This window comes from Cellvibrio zantedeschiae (assembly GCF_014652535.1).
Classification (GTDB): Bacteria; Pseudomonadota; Gammaproteobacteria; order Pseudomonadales; family Cellvibrionaceae; genus Cellvibrio; species Cellvibrio zantedeschiae.
Genome location: NZ_BMYZ01000001.1, coordinates 1,652,236 through 1,669,917, shown reverse-complemented (window position 1 = coordinate 1,669,917; position 17,682 = coordinate 1,652,236). Strand labels below are relative to the sequence as shown.

The following is a 17,682-nucleotide window of genomic DNA, read 5'->3' as shown; positions in this document are numbered from 1 at the left end:
CAACAGGGGAAATGGGGTGGCTGACGGGGATCGAACCCGCGACAACAGGAATCACAATCCTGGGCTCTACCAACTGAGCTACAGCCACCGTAGAAGTAAAACTTGAGAAGGTTGGGTTGATAACCCTGAATGGTACGCCCGGCAGGGCTCGAACCTGCGACCATCCGCTTAGAAGGCGGATGCTCTATCCAGCTGAGCTACGGGCGCGTACTGGACTTGATATTAGGGTTCTAAAAAGTGGTCGGAGTGGAGGGATTCGAACCCCCGACATTCTGCTCCCAAAGCAGACGCGCTACCGGACTGCGCTACACTCCGAATACTTAAGATGCACTGCATTTCAAGTGGTGCGCATATTATCTATGCCCCCCAAGTTCGTCAACGAAAAAATATAAAAAATTCAATTTATTCGCGGGTTTAGATATTTTCTAGGCAACTTGGGCGCTTAGTAACCTCATAGAATACTTTTATTGTTTCTTACTTGTTTCGTTGTAAGTCTCTGTCAGAATAAGGGGCTAATAAGAGGAAATGTTATGCACGATAAACCCGTTAGTGAGGCAATGAAGCTTGGAATGCGCCGGTTGGCTTCAGGTGTCTGTGTGATAGCTGCACGTATTGGAAGCGAAAAATTCGCAATGACTGCCTCATCTGTGACATCTGTCTCTGATAATCCCGCCTCTTTGTTGGTTTGTATAAACAAGCTGGTTTCCCAGCAAGAATATTTTTCAACCCAGGGCAGCAAATTTTCCGTCAACATTCTTGGTCAGGAACACGAGGATATTTCTAACTTATGTGCCGGTCGGGAGCCTGGAAAAGACAGATTCAGTTTGGGCAATTGGCATAAAGAAAAAGCTTCTCCTTATTTGGCTGATGCACAAGCTGTGTTTTTTTGTGAAACAGATATGTTTATCAGCTACGGCTCACACCAGATCGTGATTGCCCATATTCAGCAGGTTCGGTTGGGCGATGTTGAATTCGCACCACTGCTTTATGCTAATGGAAGTTACGGCCAATTTACACCTAAATAGAGTGCGAAAATCAGCACATAAAGTACAAAAAACAACTTTAAATCTCGATATAAAATTTTGTTTAATATTGCTTGCATTGTAAAAGTTTTGCTTCTACCGAGGATTCACGGTTAATGACCACTAACTTTTTTATGCACATCTGATGCGCGTTGATCACCAGATGTACTAAATAGTTAAACAATCGGCAAAAAAGCTCAAAAAACACTTATAAATTTCTGTAACCAATTGATTAATAAAGACATTATTGATGCGGTTAAAAAATAACCAATTTAAGGTGCTGGCAGATTTTATAAGGCTTTGGACCTGTTTCCCAAAAACTATCCACTAAGTTATCCACAGAAAATGTGGACAATTTTTTTGTGAAAGAATTTGTGCAGAAAAGTTACATTTTTATTTTGGTATCACTTTTTTTCACTTTTTGCTTGTTGATAAAACGTTATTTGTTCTCATTTTTTGCTCAGGTTTTCATTATGACTATAAGTTTGACCGTAACTGTGTTGGGGGGGGGAAGTTTCGGCACAGCGATTGCTAATATCATCGCCCACAATAATCACAAAACTTTCTTGTGGATGCGTTCTCCCGAGCATGCAGCCGCGTGTCAAACCGCGCGCGAAAACATTCAGTACCTTCCTGGTTACCATTTGGATGACTCGCTTGAAATCACCTCTGATTTGCAAATGGCCGTTAGTCAAAGTGACCTCATTTTTGTGTCCATCCCCAGCCATTCTTTTCGGTCAGTCACACAGGCTATACGTCCCTATCTTCGCAAAGACGCCATAGTGATTAGTACTGCCAAGGGCATAGAACCCCAGGGCTTTACACTTATGAGTCAAATTCTTGAGCAGGAGTTGCCAGATCATCCAATTGGGGTCTTGAGCGGCCCAAACTTCGCAAAAGAAATCGTGCGCAAGCAGCAGACGGGCTCTGTTATTGCAAGCAGTGATGAGCGTGTCATTGATTGCGTGCAAAAAACCTTGTGTTCTGCGACCTTCCGCGTCTACTCCAACCACGATCGTTACGGCGTTGAGTTGGGTGGTGCGCTAAAAAATATCTACGCTATTATTTGTGGTATGGCAGCGGCTTTAGGTGCCGGACAAAACACGCAGGCTATGTTGTTGACCAGAAGTCTCGCAGAGATGGGGCGCTTTGCGCATCTCATGGGAGCTAACCCAATGACGTTTTTAGGTTTGGCCGGAGTGGGGGATTTGATTCTGACTTGTACATCTGATCTAAGTCGTAATTACCGAGTAGGTTTTGCGCTGGGCCAAGGTAAAAATCTGGATGAAGTGGTTGCAGGTTTGGGACAGGTTGCAGAGGGTGTAAATACGCTTAAGCAAGTGAAGCAAAAAGCTGACGAACTTGGCGTGTACATGCCGTTGGTTTCCGGTTTGCACGGAATTTTGTTTGAACACAAAGCTATTGCAGACGTTGCACGTGGTTTGATGATGGGCGAGCAAAATACTGATGTGGATTATCTAGGGGTTTAAGTCGTGAATAATGAACAAATTAAATCTAACCTGACGTCCAGCAAGCATTGGCTGCGCTTGATTTTTATGCTGATTTTTGCGGCGGTTCTGCAAGTTGCCAGCATTGTGATGTGGATATTAGTAATCGCCCAATTTATTTTCTCGCTGATAACCGGTGTGGATAATATTAACTTACGTCGATTTGGTCACAGCTTATCTATTTATATTTTCGATACGTTAAAATTTTTAACTTACGCCAGCGAAGAAAAACCTTTTCCTTTTTCTGACTGGCCAGAGCCGGATAAATTTACTGAAGTTGACGATTAAATTCAGTTTTTGACATCAGATGCTGAGGCATATTTGAGGTAGTGATATGCAAGTTTTTGTTTTGCGCCATGGTCAGGCTGAAAACCAAATAACAACAGACGAAGCGCGAAATCAGCCATGTTGAAGAAATTTGGGCAAGCCCTTTGGTGCGCGCTCAGCAAACCGCGCAAATCGTTCGAGATATTTTAGCTGCGCAAGGTATTAACCTATCCATTAAAACAACAGATTTAATTACGCCAGATAGCGATCCTGCCGGTTTATTTGATTCACTTCAAACGGCAAATTTAAACGCAGTGCTCCTGGCCAGTCATCAACCTTTTGTGGGTGATTTTATCGATCTCTTTTGCGGTAGTCCAAGTGGCGCTCATCCAATGAATACCAGTTCTATGGCGTTAATCGAATGTGATGTTGCGGCTAGTGCTTGCGGCGAATTGCGTTGGTTAAGGCATGTATTGGGATGAATTATGCAAGCGCAAGAGCTCACATTTAATGTCGACGGGTTGCAATTTGCTGCGCAAGCTTGGGGTAATCCTGAGCATTATCCAATTTTAGCTCTGCATGGTTGGCTCGATAATTCCGCCAGTTTTTTTGCTTTAGCCCCACTGTTAAACAATGTTTATATTGTTGCGCTTGATATGGCAGGGCACGGCCAAACGAGCCATCGCCTGGGTTCGTTTCCTTACAACATATGGGAAGACGTTGCCGAAATATTTGCAATAGCAGATCAGCTAGGTTGGAAAGAGTTTGGTCTACTTGGACATTCTCGCGGCGCAATTATCGCGACCTTATGTGCAGGAACATTTCCAGAGCGAATTTCGCGTTTGGGTTTAATTGAAGGTTTATTGCCAGAGCCAACACGCAGTGAAGATACTCCCGTGCAATTAGCGCGATCAATACAGGGAATTAAAGCCCAGTCTGTTAAGGCCTTGTCTCTTTATCCCGATGTGGTTACTGCAATAAAAGCACGTGAGAGAGGTATGTTTCCGTTAAGTTATGCTGCAGCCAAAGCTTTGACCGAGCGCGGCTTGAAAAAGGTTGAAAAAGGTTATCATTGGAGCACGGATCAACGCCTTTTGGCTCCTTCAGCAGTAAAATTATTACCGGAGCAAATGGCGGCATTTGTTGCGCGTGCTACTTGTCCGATTGCCTTGGTATTAGCGGACGAAGGCATGCCAAAATTGTTTCCAAAATATAGTGAATCTGTCGACGCTTATCCACAGGTTTTTGTGACTCGCCTGCCGGGTGGTCATCATCTACATATGGAAAAAGAAGTAACTAAGGTTGCAGCGGTACTTAATTCATTTTTTGACAAAAGAGATTAAATGAAAAAAATAATTTCGATTGTGTTTATCCTTCTTCTGTCTTTGCCGCTTTATGCTGCTGAATTGAAGTTGCAGGCTTATCCGAATGCGCGCGAAGTTTTTCACAGCGCTGGCCAGGAAGGTAATTTTTTGTTGGCTTTAAGCGCCTATAAGAAAGTCGATAGCAGCTGGTTAGTGGATCGTTCCCAACGTTTGAGTGGAAGTTTGGAGCGAACTACTTTTGAGTTGCCTGCAGATCATAATGCTGAAATGGGGTTTGCGTTTTTTAAGGATCAAATCGACAAATATAATTTGCGTGAGTTATTTCATTGTAAGGCGCGCGATTGCGGTACGAGCAACAGCTGGGCAAACAACCATTTTAAAATTATTCAGCTGTACGGTATGGATCAACATCAGCTATATGGTGCTTACGAAATTACTAATGCAGATGAAAAGCCTTTTTATGTTGTTATCTATGCCGTCATGCGCGGTAATAAACGCGCTTATGTGCAGCTGGAAGTATTGCATTTAAGTAAAATCAGCGAATTTGGTGTTGCCTCCAGCCCCGAAACATTAAACAAGCTATTAAATACCAATGGTTATTTTGTGTTTCCTGATTTTGTAAGCAAAGATGCCCAAGGTAGCGCGCATCTGCAAATAAAGCAGGCGCACATTCAAGCACTTGTTGCTTTGCTTGGCTTAGAGCCCAAATTAAACCTTGCACTTGTGGGGCACGACTATTCACTCGTCCCAATTGCGCAACAACAAAGTGAATCCAAAAAGAATGCGGAGCAAATTAAAAGCGCTTTGGTAGCAGCTGGGGTAGATGCCAAGCGACTGCAAACATTCGGTGTTGGTAGTTTGGCTCCAGCGGGTAGGGGAGACAGAAGTGCGCGGGTGGAGATAGTAAAAGTGGGTGAAAATTAAATTTTGTGTTTTATAAAGCACAAATAAAAAACGGACACTTTAATGTCCGTTTTTTTTGGATTAATCTCGAATTAATTAACCAGCGACAAAAACTCCATGCGTGTCGCTTGGCTGCTGCGGAAGCCGCCGAGCATAGCAGAGGTTTTCATCAGCGAGTTTTGTTTTTCAACACCGCGCATCATCATACACATGTGTTTAGCTTCGATGATAACGCCAACACCGCTTGCGCCAGTGATTTTTAAAATCGATTCTGCAATTTGCGTAGTCAGTTGTTCTTGAATTTGTAAACGGCGGGCGTACATATCAACAATGCGTGCAACTTTGGATAGCCCAAGTACTTTTCCTGTTGGAATGTAAGCAACATGCGCTTTGCCGATAAACGGCAATAAGTGATGTTCACACATGGAGTAAAGCTCAATATCCTTAACCAAAATCATTTCATTCGAATCGGAAGGAAATAAAGCACCGTTAACAACTTCATCCAGTGTTTGGTGGTAGCCACGGGTTAAAAATTGGAAAGCCTTGGCGGCACGCGCGGGCGTATCTTGCAAACCGGGGCGGTTTAGATCTTCCCCAATGCTGGTAATAATGTTCGCAAAATGTTCTTTCATAGACGCCTCGCTGTGCAATAAAGCCCCACATCTACTATGTGGAGGTTGAATAGGACAGCATTTTACCCTGTAAAGCGCGTCAAAACGAATCTGATTTAAGATTCTTTTATATCTGCAGTTCTGTTTGGGTAGAATGGGGTCAATTTCCTAACCAGTTTTGATTTAGTGAGTTAATTATGGCAAGCACCCTTGATCTATGCGATGAATTATTAACCTTGCGCGATTTCATTCGTTGGGGGGCTAGCGAGTTTACTGCAGCAAAACTCTATTTTGGTCACGGTACAGACAATGCCTGGGATGAAGCTGAACAGCTGGTATTGCATGCGGTTCATCTTACTCCACCTTTGTCGAACGAATGGCTGAGTTCACGGCTCACGCGTGTTGAGCGCGAACGAGTGTTAGAAAATTTATTGCGTCGTATTGAGGAGCGTATTCCTGCGGCCTACATAACAGGGCAAGCATGGTTTGCGGGCCTGCCTTTTATAGTTGATGAGCGCGTGTTGGTGCCACGCTCGCCAATTGGCGAATTAATCCAGAAGCAATTCTCGCCCTGGTTAACTAGCGAACCCGCGCAAATTCTGGATTTGTGTACGGGTAGCGGTTGTATAGGTATTGCTTGCGCTTACGCGTTTCCTGAAGCGGAAGTTCAATTGAGCGATATTTCATTTGATGCGCTCGCAGTTGCCGAAGAAAATATTCAACAACACGATTTGGAAGATCGGGTTTTTGCAATGCAATCAGATTTGTTTGCCAATCTTGCGGGGCAAAAATTTGATTTAATCGTGTCAAATCCTCCCTATGTTAATGCTGAGGATTTGGCAAGCATGCCTGCGGAATATCACGCGGAACCCGAAGTTGGTTTGGGCTCTGGAGATGACGGATTAGATTTCACTCGTCGACTATTAAAAGAAGCCGCTAATTATTTAACGGATGAGGGTGTGTTGATTGTAGAAGTCGGAAATTCCTGGGTTGCATTAGAAGCTGCTTTCCCTGAATTACCTTTCACATGGATTGAATTTGAACGAGGCGGGCACGGTGTTTTTATGTTGCGCAAACAAGATTTGCAATCGGCGTTTTAAGTTTCGTGTATTCAGAGCGCGAGCTACAAAAACAGCTTATCGACATAGCCCAATCATCTGATTGGTTTATGCAAGCATTGTCGGCAGCTGAGCAATTAGGCTTGGAATCGTGGTGTATTGGTGCTGGAGCTGTCCGCAATCTGGTTTGGGATTACTTACATGGATACACAAAGCCCTCAGAATTACCGTATCTCGATGTTGTTTATTTTGATTCCGAAAATTTATCTGCCGAAAGAGAAAAAGAGCTACAACAAAAATTGAGTCAGATTAATCCCAATCAAATGGGAGCTAGTAAATCAGGCAGCAGTTCATGTATGGCTTAAGCAAAATTCAGGTTTTGCAAAGCCATTTCTTTCGCTTGAAGGGGGCATTGCAAGCTGGCCAGAATTTGCTACTTGTGTAGGGGTAAATTTGCAGCCCGATGGATCTCTCGCGGTCATTGCACCACACGGTTTACAGGATCTTTTCGCTTGCCGTGTGCAATACAATCCAACTCGTGTTAGTCCAGAAGTTTATCGCCAGCGTGTGCACCAAAAACAATTTGCACAACGCTGGCCAAAAGTGAAGCTGATATCAATCTAGTCAAATCATTTGGTTTTATCTCGCCACATCCAGCGCAAAATATCTGGCAACAAACTACCGCCGTGCTGATCAGAATGTGCACCGTCGCCCCATACATGATTGATATCGTAACGAGGGCCTTTATCACCGGTTTTATCCGCATTCGCGTTTGCCCACTGCAAAGACAACAACATTTGTTGGTTGGCTAAAAACCAGTTGCCATGTTCGTTATCGAGATCATTGCTGCCATCTTGTAAGAAAATTCGCATAGGACGAATAGGTGATTTACGAATCATTCCGGGATAAATATCTCCACCAGCAACCAAAGGTTTGTCAGCAGTTGCGGGCACATAACCTATAGATGTATAGCTGCCGATAATACTGATCACTTTGCGGAAAACATCAGGCCTGTGCCAAGCCACTGTAAATGCACAAATCGCACCGCTACTGGTACCGCCAATAAGGTGTTCTTCAGGGCTAGGGTTGTATGGATATTTTTTTGCGATTTCTGGCAGAAGCTCATCAATCAAAAACCGCGAGTAATCGTCGCTCAAGGCATCGTATTCAGGCGCGCGGTGATTGGGGTTGGACATGCCCAAATTATCGGGGTAATGCTCGCTAGTGTTGCCGGGCGTAATAAACACGCCAATGGTTTGCGGAATCGCCTTCTGGTGAATCAAATTATCAAGCACTTCAGGTACTCGTAGTGAGCCTTTAGGATTAGTGGCGCGTTGGCCGTCCTGAAACACCAAGAGGCTCGGCTTCGTTTTCGCTTTAGGTTTGTAATTTGCGGGCAGGTAAATCCAGTATTGCCTTACAGTGCCTGCAAAAACTTTGCTGTGAAATTCAAAGGGGCCTTCCAGCTTGCCACTGGGAACATTGGGCTGCTCAAGAGAATCGGCAGTGTGTGGGTATTCACCCGGTTGGCGCGGTTTTTGGGCATCGTCTGCCCAGGCTAAACAGCTCATCGCTGCGATTAATATCAGTGCCGCTGTATGTTTTTTCGTCATCATATTAGCTCCTTAATCGGGCCAGGCCGATTGTCTGATTTTTATTCATCAGGATTTATAGCACGGAACGGGACCGAGCCCTACGCATGCGCGTGTAAAAGTATGTTTAGTTCACGTATAATTGCTTCTAATTTTTGCAAAAGCCTTCATCCGGGTTGGAATAAACATGTCTGGTAACACCTACGGTAAATTATTTACAGTAACTACATTTGGCGAAAGCCACGGTCTTGCTCTCGGCGCTATTGTTGATGGCTGCCCACCCGGTTTGTCGTTGACAGAAGAAGATTTGCAGATTGATTTGGATCGTCGCAAACCCGGTACCTCACGTTATACCACTCAACGTCGTGAAGATGATTTGGTGAAAATTTTATCTGGTGTATTTGAAGGCAAAACAACCGGTACCCCAATTGGTTTAATGATCGAAAACACTGATCAACGCTCCAAAGACTATTCCAATATTAAAGATCAATTCCGCCCGGCGCATGCGGATTACACCTACATGCAAAAATACGGTGTGCGCGATTATCGCGGTGGTGGTCGCTCATCAGCGCGTGAAACTGCTGTGCGTGTTGCCGCTGGCGCTATCGCGAAAAAATATTTAAAAGATTTTTACGGAATTGAAGTTCGCGGTTATTTATCACAACTCGGGCCTATCAAAATCGAATCAGTCGATTGGGACCAGGTTGAACAAAATCCTTTCTTCTGCCCCGATGCAAGCAAAGTTCCAGAAATGGAAGCTTTTATGCAAGCGCTCAATAAAGAAGGCGATTCCATTGGCGCGAAGATCACCGTAGTTGCAACCAATGTTCCGCCGGGCTTAGGCGAACCTATTTTTGATCGTTTGGATGCAGAAATTGCACATGCATTAATGAGTATTAATGCGGTTAAAGGTGTAGAGATTGGTGAAGGTTTTGGTGTGGTTGATCAGCGCGGTAGCCAACATCGCGACGAAATAACACCGGAAGGTTTTTTATCTAACAATGCAGGCGGTATTTTGGGCGGTATTTCTTCCGGCCAGGATATTATTGCCAATATTGCGTTAAAACCAACGTCGAGTTTGCATATTCCCGGCCGAAGTGTTGATGTGCACGGCGATCCTGTTGAGGTAATTACTAAAGGTCGCCACGATCCTTGTGTTGGTATTCGTGCAACACCTATTGCAGAAGCAATGCTAGCTTTAGTATTGATGGATCATATGTTGCGTCATCGTGGCCAGAATGGTGCAGTAAAGCATTCCGTTCCTGTAATTCCCGCAAGCGTAAAAAAGTAGCAGCAGATATATGCCGTCATTCGAAAGCAGATGGCGGCCTCCAACAAGTCTGTAATTTGTTACAGATATTTCAATTTCAAGCTCACTATGCCCAATACTCCTGACGTCTCACAACAGCTTCCGTATTGGCGTCTCTCCAGTTTTTATTTTTTCTATTTTGCTGTGGTGGGTTCATTAACGCCTTATTGGGGCGTTTATTTAAAATCCCTCGGTTATAGCTCACAAGATGTAGGTTTTATAACCGCTATTATTTTGGGGACTCGCATCATCGCCCCGAATTTTTGGGGTTGGCTCGCAGATAAAACTCAGCGTAGGTTGCAAATTATTCGTCAGGGAAGCGCTATTGCCTGCGTATTTTTTGCGGGTGTTTTAATTAGCAATCATTACGCCTGGCTGGTTTTGGTAATTAGTTGTTACACCTTTTTCTGGCACGCGGTTTTACCGCAATTTGAAGTCATTACCTTGTCATATCTCGGCAATCAATATCAGCGCTATGGTCAAATACGTTTATGGGGATCTGTTGGTTTTATCGCGGCGGTTGTGGGGTTGGGCTTGTTGTTTGATTTCTTACCTATTCGATTTTTACCTCTTGCCATTTTAAGTTTTCTATTATTGATTTTTCTATCAAGCTTATCGTTAAAAGCGGTTCCAGTAACCAAAACGTTTGAATCTACCAATGGTTTTTTGAATTTGGTAAAACAGCCTGCAATGATTTGCTTTTTATTTGCGAGTTTTTTACTGCAATTAAGTCATGGCCCTTATTACACTTTTTATAGTTTGTATCTACAAGAGGGCTATGGTTATTCGAGTACTTCCACCGGGCTTTTGTGGGCTTTAGGTGTGTTGGCAGAGGTAGCGATCTTTTTAGTTATGCCTAAAATTATGCATCGATTTAATGTGCGTAATCTTTTACTGATTACATTTTTCATAACAGCATGTCGTTGGTATCTCATTGGTTACTGTGCTGAGTGGCTGTGGGTGTTGTTATTTGCACAGTTATTACATGCGGTGAGTTTTGGTGTTGCGCACGCAGCGTCTATCGAAATTGTTCGTAGCCATTTTAAAGGTGCACATCAAGGTCAAGGGCAGGCGCTTTACAGTTCGCTTGGCTTTGGGGCAGGTGGTGCCGTGGGCGCTTTAATTGGTGGTTTATTATGGGACCACAGCGCAAGTCTTACTTTTTTGGTGGCCAGCCTTTCTTCGCTCAGTGCTTTTGTTATCAGTTATTTTGGGCTACATTTAAATAAGCCACAAACAACCTAATTCAACCTATATAGCATTTAAAGTTCTGTCAGATTTTTACAGGCTTATCATTATGCAAAACCTTAAACTTGCTCTTATTCAACAAGAAATTGTTCCGAATAATCCTCAACTTAATCTTGATACCTTTGCGAAAGCAATAAGCAATCTGGAGGATGTTGACCTCATTATTCTCCCTGAAGTTTTTACTACGGGTTTTTGTAGCAATGCGCGCAATTATGCCGAACGTGTAGATGGAACGGCTTATCAATGGATGGCCGATCAGGCTAAACGATTGAATGCGGTTGTTACAGGCAGTTTGGTGGTTAAAGTCGACGATACGCATTTTAATCGCCTCGTTTGGATGCGTCCGGACGGAAGTTACGTGCAATATGACAAACGGCATTTATTTCGTATGGCTGGCGAGCATGAACGCTATGCTTGTGGAAATGAGCGCGTGTTGGTCGAGTTAAACGGCTGGAGAATTCTGCCGCTTATTTGTTATGACTTGCGTTTCCCGGTGTGGAGCCGCAATTGCAACGATTATGATTTAGCTATTTACGTTGCCAACTGGCCGAGTGCGCGCTCGCTACATTGGAATCGTTTGCTGCAAGCACGTGCTATAGAAAACCTAAGTTATGTTGCAGGTGTCAATCGTGTTGGAATGGATGAAAAACATCAACACTATTCTGGCGATTCCAGTGTATACAGTTCATTGGGAGAGGTGGTGTTCACATCACAAGAGCCTGGTGCATTTGTCGTGGAGCTATTCGCAGATAAGCTAAAAGAGCATCGTACAAATTTTCCTGCCTATATGGATGCTGATACTTTTGAAATTAAAGTGTGAAATAAAAAAGCCGCTGTAAACAGCGGCTTTTTTATTTAGCTTATGGCTTTATCCACAATTAATTGCGCTTCTGCAATTAATTGCTGTAAATGCTCTTTTCCTTTAAAGCTTTCGGCGTAAATTTTGTAAATATCTTCAGTGCCAGACGGACGCGCCGCAAACCAACCGCTCTTGCTGGACACTTTAATCCCACCAATGGCAGCATTATTTCCTGGCGCATTGGTAATAATACTTTCGATTTTTTCGCCCGCCAATTCTGTTGAAGTGATTTGATCTGGGGACAGTTTTGACAGCGCTTTTTTCTGAGCGGTGTTTGCTGGAGCTTCTACGCGGCTCTCTGCTGCGTAACCAAATTCATCTGCAAGGGCTTTGTAATGTTCACCTGGGTCACGACCGGTTTTTGCAACAATTTCACCCGCCAATAACGCAGGAATCAAACCATCTTTATCGGTCGTCCACACGCGGCCATCAACACGCAAGAAAGATGCGCCAGCACTTTCTTCACCACCAAAGCCTAGTGAGCCGTCAAATAAGCCGGGGGCAAACCATTTAAAACCAACTGGCACTTCGTGCAAGCGACGACCTAATTTTTCTGCAACACGATCAATCATCGAGCTGCTTACAGCCGTTTTACCAATCGCGGTAGTGGCGCTCCATTGAGGACGATTTGAAAATAAATATTGAATTGCTACTGACAGATAATGATTGGGCGGTAAGAGTCCTACGCTGGGCGTTACAATCCCGTGACGGTCGTGGTCAGCATCGCACGCGAAGGCAACTTGATAATCATTACGTTTAGCGAGCAGGCCTTGCATGGTGTAAGAAGACGATGGATCCATGCGAATTTTTCCGTCCCAATCTGCCGTCATAAATTCAAATGTGGGATCAATAATTTGATTAATTAAATGCAAATCAATTTTGTAAAAATCGGCAATTGCACTCCAGTAACGCAAACCTGCGCCGCCTAAGGGATCTACGCCCAAGCGAACACCTGCGTCGCGAATCGCACTCATGTCCACCACATTAATTAAATCCCTAACGTAGTGGCTAACGTAATCATGATAGTGAGTACTCGGCGCTTTGATAGCAACGCGATATTCCATGCGTTTTACATCGCGTAAATTATTTTCCAACAATTCATTAGCGCGTGCTTGCATCCAGTTGGTGACATCTGAATCGGCCGGGCCGCCGTTGGTGGGATTATATTTGTACCCACCATTATCAGGTGGATTGTGCGACGGTGTAATAACTACTCCATCTGCCAAACCAGTGGTACGGCCTTTGTTGTATGTAAGAATTGCATGTGAAATAGCCGGGGTTGGTGTGAACTCTCCGCCGCTGGCTAAGAAAATATCAACGCCGTTTGCTGCAAAAACTTCAACTGCACTAATCTGCGCAGGTTCTGATAATGCGTGCGTATCAATCCCAACATAAAGTGGACCAGTAATGCCGGCTTGAGCACGGTAATCACAAATTGCCTGGGTGATGGCCAATACGTGATTTTCATTGAAGCTGGTTTTGAACGATGAGCCGCGATGGCCAGAGGTTCCAAAACTTACACGTTGTTCCGCAATGCCAGGATCTGGCTTTTTATCGTAATAAGCAGCGGTCAGCAAGGTGACATCCACCAACATTTCTTTCGGTAATAATTTTCCCGCGTATGGACTAGTACTCATTGAATAACTCCTTGGGTATGCTGCATTCAACACAATATGGCTATTGGATAAGTTGTTTTGCTATTAATTCGTTTTGCTGTCAGGTTCGTAGGGGATAATTTTAACAATAATACCCAGCAGTGGATGATCTATATAGTGAACTTCGTTACTGCGCATACTACGATCCTGGCTCACTTTCACTATGCGTTTGATCAAATAATCCTGATTTTTATCCGATTGAGCCGTGTCAGTAAAGGGCAGGGAAGGCAATTCCGGCCAAGTGTCGGTCAAGTTTGTACCAGCGGGTACAAATTGCGACAGCCATAAATTCGTTTGGATTTTTAAAAACTGGCCAACGCTCAGTGCAATGCTGCCTTCCAACTCTTGATGTCCACCGAAGGTTTTACCGCCACTAATAAAAATATTGGTTTTACGAGCATAAATCATTTGACGCCAGGCTTGATGGTAAAGCAGGGTATAGGTGCCACTTCTCGCTAAAGTTGCCGCTTGTGAATTTAATGATCGCTCGGCGGAAGGCAATAACGAAAATCCATCCGGATTGCTTTCATTTTTCAAGCTGACTAAATTTTCCGGATAACTCAATTTAACATCTGTTGGCCAATGTTCTTGCGGATTGGTTTCGGCGCGCGCAAAAACAATAAGCTCTACCTGATACATGCGTTCGTGGGTTTGCAGACCTTCTGTTGCAGTTTGAGCATGCGCGTTGAGGTTGCCAAGCAGCAACATTAAACCGATTTTTAATAGCACAAGCGTTGAATATTTTTTTGTCAGCATAGATATTTTCTCAAGCTTATCATTATTGCGGCATTAACTTATCAAGTAAGCCGGTGACTTGTTGCAAGCGTTGCTCTGTGGTTTCCATGGGCAAAGTAAATTTAAGTTTATTTGCACCTTCCAACTTATAAGCATGAGGTGCTGCTTGAACCATTTTAACAATGGTAAGCGGCTCAACTTTTGTGTCACTGGTAAATTCAATAACACCGGAGCGAGCACTGGCTTCCAGTTTAGTAATACCAATTGTCTGCGCTTTTAATTTTATTTGTGTGACGCGTACCAAATTTTTAGTTTGTTCTGGCAATAAGCCAAAGCGGTCAATCATTTCCACTTGTAATTCACGCAGGGCTTCGTCTGTTTCGGCATTAGCGAGGCGCTTATACATAATCAAACGCGATTGAACATCAGGTAAATAATCAGACGGAATTAAGGCTGGGATGCGTAAGTTTACGTCCACCATACCATCAAATTCATTAGCCGGATCAGGAATTTTTCCTTTGCGAATAGCTTTAACCGCACGATCAAGCATTTCCATATAAAGTGAAAAGCCGATGGTTTGAATTTGCCCGCTTTGTTCATCACCTAATAATTCACCTGTGCCGCGAATTTCCATATCGTAAGTGGCTAAGGTAAAGCCAGCACCTAAATCTTCTGCTGCAGAAATGGCTTCCAAACGCTTTACCGCATCGCCTGTCATTGAGCGTTTATCCGGTGTCAATAAATAAGCGTAGGCTTGATGATGTGAACGTCCTACGCGACCGCGGAGTTGGTGCAATTGTGCTAAACCAAATTTGTCAGCGCGATGAATAACAATAGTATTGGCATTGGGAATATCGATACCGGTTTCGATGATAGTGGTACACACCATCACATTAAAACGCTTGTGGTAAAAATCCGACATCACGCGTTCAAGGTCGCGCTCGCGCATTTGGCCATGGCCCACCACAATTCGCGCTTCAGGAACAAGCTCTTGTAAATCGCGCGCTGTTTTTTCAATAGTGCTGACTTCGTTGTGTAAATAATACACTTGGCCACCGCGCAAAATTTCACGCAGAATCGCTTCTTTAATAATGTTATCGTCGTGTGTACGTACAAAGGTTTTAACAGACAAACGGCGTGCAGGTGGCGTTGCAATAATAGACAAATCGCGAATGCCTGACATGGACATATTTAACGTACGCGGAATCGGTGTGGCAGTTAAGGTCAAAATATCAATTTCAGCGCGCAAAGCTTTGAGTTGTTCTTTTTGTCGAACCCCAAAACGATGTTCCTCATCGATAATTAACAAGCCAAGATTTTTGTATTTAATATCTGGCGACAGTAACGCATGGGTGCCCACAATAATATCAATTTTGCCTTCAGCAATGCGCGGTTTAACTTCATTCACTTCTTTCGCGGTTCTAAAACGAGAGAGCACTTCAATAGTAATTGGCCAATCGGCAAAGCGATCTTTTAATGATTCGTAGTGTTGTTGTGCGAGTAGTGTTGTTGGCGCAAGAATCGCAACCTGCTTGCCGCCGTGGCTTGCTACGAATGCAGCACGCATAGCGACTTCTGTTTTACCAAAGCCTACATCGCCGCACACTAAACGATCCATAGGTTTTGGCGAAAGCATATCGGCAATTACTGCTTCAATGGCGCGTTGCTGATCTGGTGTTTCTTCAAATGGGAAGCTGGATGCAAAATTCAAATAAGCTTCTTTCGGATCTGCAAATGCAAAACCTTTGCGTGCAGCGCGACGAGCATAAACTTCTAATAATTCTGCAGCAGTATCGCGAATTTGCTCTGCCGCTTTGCGTTTTGCTTTTTGCCAGGTTTCGCTGCCCAGTTTGTGCAGCGGCGCTAGCTCTTCATCAGTGCCGCTGTAACGGCTGATCAAATGCAGGTTGGTTACGGGAACATAGAGTTTGGTTTCATCGGCATATTCGAGCGTTAAAAACTCGTTGGTCTGGTCATCAATAGTGATAGTTTCCAAACCACGATAGCGACCAACACCATGATCAATATGCACCACGGGCGAACCAATTTTTAATTCAGTCAGGTTTTTAACAATTAATTCAGAATTGTCCTGGCTTTGCTTGCGGCGGCGAGTTTGCTGAACGCGCTCGCCAAACAATTGAGTTTCGGTAATTAACGCAATGGCGGGGTCAGCCAACACCAAACCTTGTTCAAGCGGCGCGGTAGTGATGGCTATTTTTTCATTGCCATTAACAAAATTTGGCCAGCCATCCAAAATCGCAGGTGCTACACGGATACGATTTAAAAGCTCCAATAAACTTTCCCGGCGACCCGCAGAATCCGCACAAAAAAGTACACGCCCTTCATACTCCATCAAAAAAGCCTGGATTGCTGCCAGGGGATTTTCTGACTGGGAACGAATCGGCAAGCTGGGCGGTATTTGCGTCGAAAAATTGGTCTGGCCAATTTTTTCTTCTAAAACATCTGCAGTAATGAAGGTGCGACAATAATCTTTCAGATGACTGAACAATTCGTCAATGGCGATATATATTTCTTTCGGCGGCAAAATGGGGCGTTGCGGATCAACGCGGCGGCTTTCGTAGCGACGAAGTAATTCAAGCCAAAAATTTTCTGCTGCTTTTTCAATATCACCCAAGCCATAAATTTGCGTGCTTTCAGGAAGGTAATCGAACAGCGTACTGCAGCTTTCAAAAAATAAGGGTAAATAATATTCGATTCCCGGTGGCGAAATACCTGCGCTAATATCCTGGAATATTGGGCAGGATTTATGGTCTACATCAAATTTTTCCAGCCAGTTTTGCTTGAAGCGATTAATGCCAAACTTATCCAGCGGGAATTCTTTTGCAGGTAGTAATTGAATACTTGTAACTTGTTCGACAGTTAATTGGGTCTCCGGATCAAACGTTCGCAGTGTTTCAATTTCGTCGTCAAACAAATCCAGACGATAAGGCTGTTCACTTCCCATAGGGAAAATATCCAGCAAGGCACCGCGCACGGCATATTCACCGTGTTCGTAAACTGTATCTACACAGTGATATCCAGCCTTTTCAAAATTGCGGCGCACGGCATCTATATTTATTTTTTGACCGCACTCAACCATCAAGCTGTTGCCTATCAAATAATCGGACGGCATCAAACGTTGTAATAAAGATGTCACAGGGACAACTAAAATACCTTGTTTGGTTTGAGGTAATTGATAGAGCGTTTTTAAGCGGTCAGAAATAATATCCTGATGGGGTGAAATCGTATCGTAGGGCAGGGTTTCCCAATCGGCCAGATGAAGAATATTAAAATCGTCGCGTTGGTTAAAAAACGCGAGCTCACTTTCCAGGCGTAGCGCACTGCTAGTGTCAGCGGTAATCACCAAGCTAAAGCCATTTGTCGCGTAAGCGCCGTTCAGTATGGCGAGTGCTTGTGCGCTGCCGTGGAGCTGCCCCCAGCTTTGTTTATTGCCAGAGCGGGATGAAACGGGAGGATTGCTAATAGATACCATCGTGAAGCGCTTTTAACCCTGTTAGTGCAAGTGGCTTCATTGTACCCGCGCGCTCGGAAAAAGTGGGTTTTGTACCTTAATTTTTTATCTCTTCTCT

The 17,682-nt window shown here is 44.1% G+C and carries 15 protein-coding genes, 3 tRNA genes and 1 pseudogene; 11 read left to right on the top strand and 8 right to left on the bottom strand.

From position 1 onward, the window contains the following. Nucleotides 1–12: 12 nt before the first annotated feature. The 3 genes from IE104_RS07390 to IE104_RS07380 all read right to left on the bottom strand — a co-directional run bounded on the left by IE104_RS07390 (nucleotide 13) and on the right by IE104_RS07380 (nucleotide 315). Nucleotides 13–88: transfer RNA gene (locus IE104_RS07390), tRNA-His, on the bottom strand. A gap of 42 nt (nucleotides 89–130) precedes the next feature. Then, nucleotides 131–207, bottom strand: a tRNA-Arg gene (locus IE104_RS07385). A gap of 31 nt (nucleotides 208–238) precedes the next feature. Beyond that, a tRNA-Pro gene (locus IE104_RS07380) sits at nucleotides 239–315 on the bottom strand. A 215-nt stretch (nucleotides 316–530) separates the two neighbouring features. Here IE104_RS07380 and IE104_RS07375 point away from each other — a divergent pair. The 6 genes from IE104_RS07375 (at nucleotide 531) to IE104_RS07350 (ending at nucleotide 5,046) form a co-directional block, all read left to right on the top strand. Further along, nucleotides 531–1,025 carry a flavin reductase family protein gene (locus IE104_RS07375; RefSeq protein WP_189417127.1) on the top strand — a complete coding sequence of 165 codons (495 nt, stop codon included), beginning with the start codon at nucleotides 531–533 and terminating at the stop codon, nucleotides 1,023–1,025. A 470-nt stretch (nucleotides 1,026–1,495) separates the two neighbouring features. Further along, nucleotides 1,496–2,512 (top strand): NAD(P)H-dependent glycerol-3-phosphate dehydrogenase, encoded by a 1,017-nt coding sequence (locus IE104_RS07370; RefSeq protein ID WP_189417126.1) that lies wholly within the window; start codon nucleotides 1,496–1,498, stop codon nucleotides 2,510–2,512. 3 nt (nucleotides 2,513–2,515) lie between these two features. Further along, nucleotides 2,516–2,818 (top strand): DUF4389 domain-containing protein, encoded by a 303-nt coding sequence (locus tag IE104_RS07365; RefSeq protein WP_189417125.1) that lies wholly within the window; start codon nucleotides 2,516–2,518, stop codon nucleotides 2,816–2,818. A 146-nt stretch (nucleotides 2,819–2,964) separates the two neighbouring features. Further along, nucleotides 2,965–3,279: a SixA phosphatase family protein gene (locus IE104_RS07360; protein ID WP_229837700.1), complete on the top strand. Its 315-nt coding sequence runs from the start codon at nucleotides 2,965–2,967 to the stop codon at nucleotides 3,277–3,279. 3 nt (nucleotides 3,280–3,282) lie between these two features. After that, nucleotides 3,283–4,140 (top strand): alpha/beta hydrolase, encoded by an 858-nt coding sequence (locus IE104_RS07355; protein ID WP_189417123.1) that lies wholly within the window; start codon nucleotides 3,283–3,285, stop codon nucleotides 4,138–4,140. Continuing rightward, entirely contained in the window at nucleotides 4,141–5,046 is a 906-nt protein-coding gene (locus IE104_RS07350) for a DUF4892 domain-containing protein (protein ID WP_189417121.1), read from the top strand. A gap of 71 nt (nucleotides 5,047–5,117) precedes the next feature. Here the strand turns inward: IE104_RS07350 and folE are convergent, their stop codons facing one another. Continuing rightward, a complete protein-coding gene (gene folE, locus IE104_RS07345) occupies nucleotides 5,118–5,657 on the bottom strand; it encodes a GTP cyclohydrolase I FolE (protein WP_189417120.1) in 540 nt (179 codons plus the stop codon). Between the two features lie 176 nt (nucleotides 5,658–5,833). Between folE and prmB the strand changes: the two genes are divergently transcribed. Together prmB and IE104_RS19175 are read left to right on the top strand one after the other, a co-directional pair. Beyond that, nucleotides 5,834–6,736: a 50S ribosomal protein L3 N(5)-glutamine methyltransferase gene (prmB, locus tag IE104_RS07340; protein WP_189417118.1), complete on the top strand. Its 903-nt coding sequence runs from the start codon at nucleotides 5,834–5,836 to the stop codon at nucleotides 6,734–6,736. Nucleotides 6,737–6,804: 68 nt separating this feature from the next. Further along, nucleotides 6,805–7,318: pseudogene (locus IE104_RS19175) on the top strand (nucleotidyltransferase family protein). A gap of 5 nt (nucleotides 7,319–7,323) precedes the next feature. Here IE104_RS19175 and IE104_RS07330 read toward each other — a convergent pair. Then, entirely contained in the window at nucleotides 7,324–8,310 is a 987-nt protein-coding gene (locus IE104_RS07330; protein WP_229837696.1) for an alpha/beta hydrolase, read from the bottom strand. A 163-nt stretch (nucleotides 8,311–8,473) separates the two neighbouring features. Between IE104_RS07330 and aroC the strand changes: the two genes are divergently transcribed. The 3 genes from aroC (at nucleotide 8,474) to IE104_RS07315 (ending at nucleotide 11,663) form a co-directional block, all read left to right on the top strand. After that, nucleotides 8,474–9,577, top strand: a complete 1,104-nt coding sequence (aroC, locus tag IE104_RS07325) for a chorismate synthase (RefSeq protein WP_189417116.1) — start codon at nucleotides 8,474–8,476, stop codon at nucleotides 9,575–9,577. Nucleotides 9,578–9,664: 87 nt separating this feature from the next. Then, nucleotides 9,665–10,840, top strand: coding sequence for an MFS transporter (locus IE104_RS07320; RefSeq protein ID WP_189417110.1), 1,176 nt, complete (start codon nucleotides 9,665–9,667; stop codon nucleotides 10,838–10,840). Nucleotides 10,841–10,892: 52 nt separating this feature from the next. Then, a complete protein-coding gene (locus IE104_RS07315; RefSeq protein WP_189417108.1) occupies nucleotides 10,893–11,663 on the top strand; it encodes an amidohydrolase in 771 nt (256 codons plus the stop codon). Nucleotides 11,664–11,698: 35 nt separating this feature from the next. Here IE104_RS07315 and pgm read toward each other — a convergent pair whose 3' ends face one another. From pgm to mfd, 3 genes are all read right to left on the bottom strand, one after another. After that, complete coding sequence (gene pgm / locus IE104_RS07310) at nucleotides 11,699–13,339, bottom strand: phosphoglucomutase (alpha-D-glucose-1,6-bisphosphate-dependent) (protein WP_189417107.1); 1,641 nt, start codon at nucleotides 13,337–13,339, stop codon at nucleotides 11,699–11,701. A gap of 63 nt (nucleotides 13,340–13,402) precedes the next feature. After that, nucleotides 13,403–14,113: a CsiV family protein gene (locus tag IE104_RS07305; RefSeq protein WP_189417105.1), complete on the bottom strand. Its 711-nt coding sequence runs from the start codon at nucleotides 14,111–14,113 to the stop codon at nucleotides 13,403–13,405. 22 nt (nucleotides 14,114–14,135) lie between these two features. Continuing rightward, complete coding sequence (mfd, locus tag IE104_RS07300; RefSeq protein WP_189417103.1) at nucleotides 14,136–17,585, bottom strand: transcription-repair coupling factor; 3,450 nt, start codon at nucleotides 17,583–17,585, stop codon at nucleotides 14,136–14,138. Nucleotides 17,586–17,682 lie beyond the last annotated feature (97 nt).

Coding starts and splice junctions, on each gene's coding strand:
- IE104_RS07375 (WP_189417127.1), top strand. CDS start 531: ATGCACGATAAACCCGTTAGTGAGGCAATGAAGCTTGGAATGCGCCGG.
- IE104_RS07370 (WP_189417126.1), top strand. CDS start 1,496: ATGACTATAAGTTTGACCGTAACTGTGTTGGGGGGGGGAAGTTTCGGC.
- IE104_RS07355 (WP_189417123.1), top strand. CDS start 3,283: ATGCAAGCGCAAGAGCTCACATTTAATGTCGACGGGTTGCAATTTGCT.
- IE104_RS07350 (WP_189417121.1), top strand. CDS start 4,141: ATGAAAAAAATAATTTCGATTGTGTTTATCCTTCTTCTGTCTTTGCCG.
- folE (WP_189417120.1), bottom strand. CDS start 5,657: ATGAAAGAACATTTTGCGAACATTATTACCAGCATTGGGGAAGATCTA.
- prmB (WP_189417118.1), top strand. CDS start 5,834: ATGGCAAGCACCCTTGATCTATGCGATGAATTATTAACCTTGCGCGAT.
- IE104_RS07330 (WP_229837696.1), bottom strand. CDS start 8,310: ATGATGACGAAAAAACATACAGCGGCACTGATATTAATCGCAGCGATG.
- aroC (WP_189417116.1), top strand. CDS start 8,474: ATGTCTGGTAACACCTACGGTAAATTATTTACAGTAACTACATTTGGC.
- IE104_RS07320 (WP_189417110.1), top strand. CDS start 9,665: ATGCCCAATACTCCTGACGTCTCACAACAGCTTCCGTATTGGCGTCTC.
- IE104_RS07315 (WP_189417108.1), top strand. CDS start 10,893: ATGCAAAACCTTAAACTTGCTCTTATTCAACAAGAAATTGTTCCGAAT.
- pgm (WP_189417107.1), bottom strand. CDS start 13,339: ATGAGTACTAGTCCATACGCGGGAAAATTATTACCGAAAGAAATGTTG.
- IE104_RS07305 (WP_189417105.1), bottom strand. CDS start 14,113: ATGCTGACAAAAAAATATTCAACGCTTGTGCTATTAAAAATCGGTTTA.
- mfd (WP_189417103.1), bottom strand. CDS start 17,585: ATGGTATCTATTAGCAATCCTCCCGTTTCATCCCGCTCTGGCAATAAA.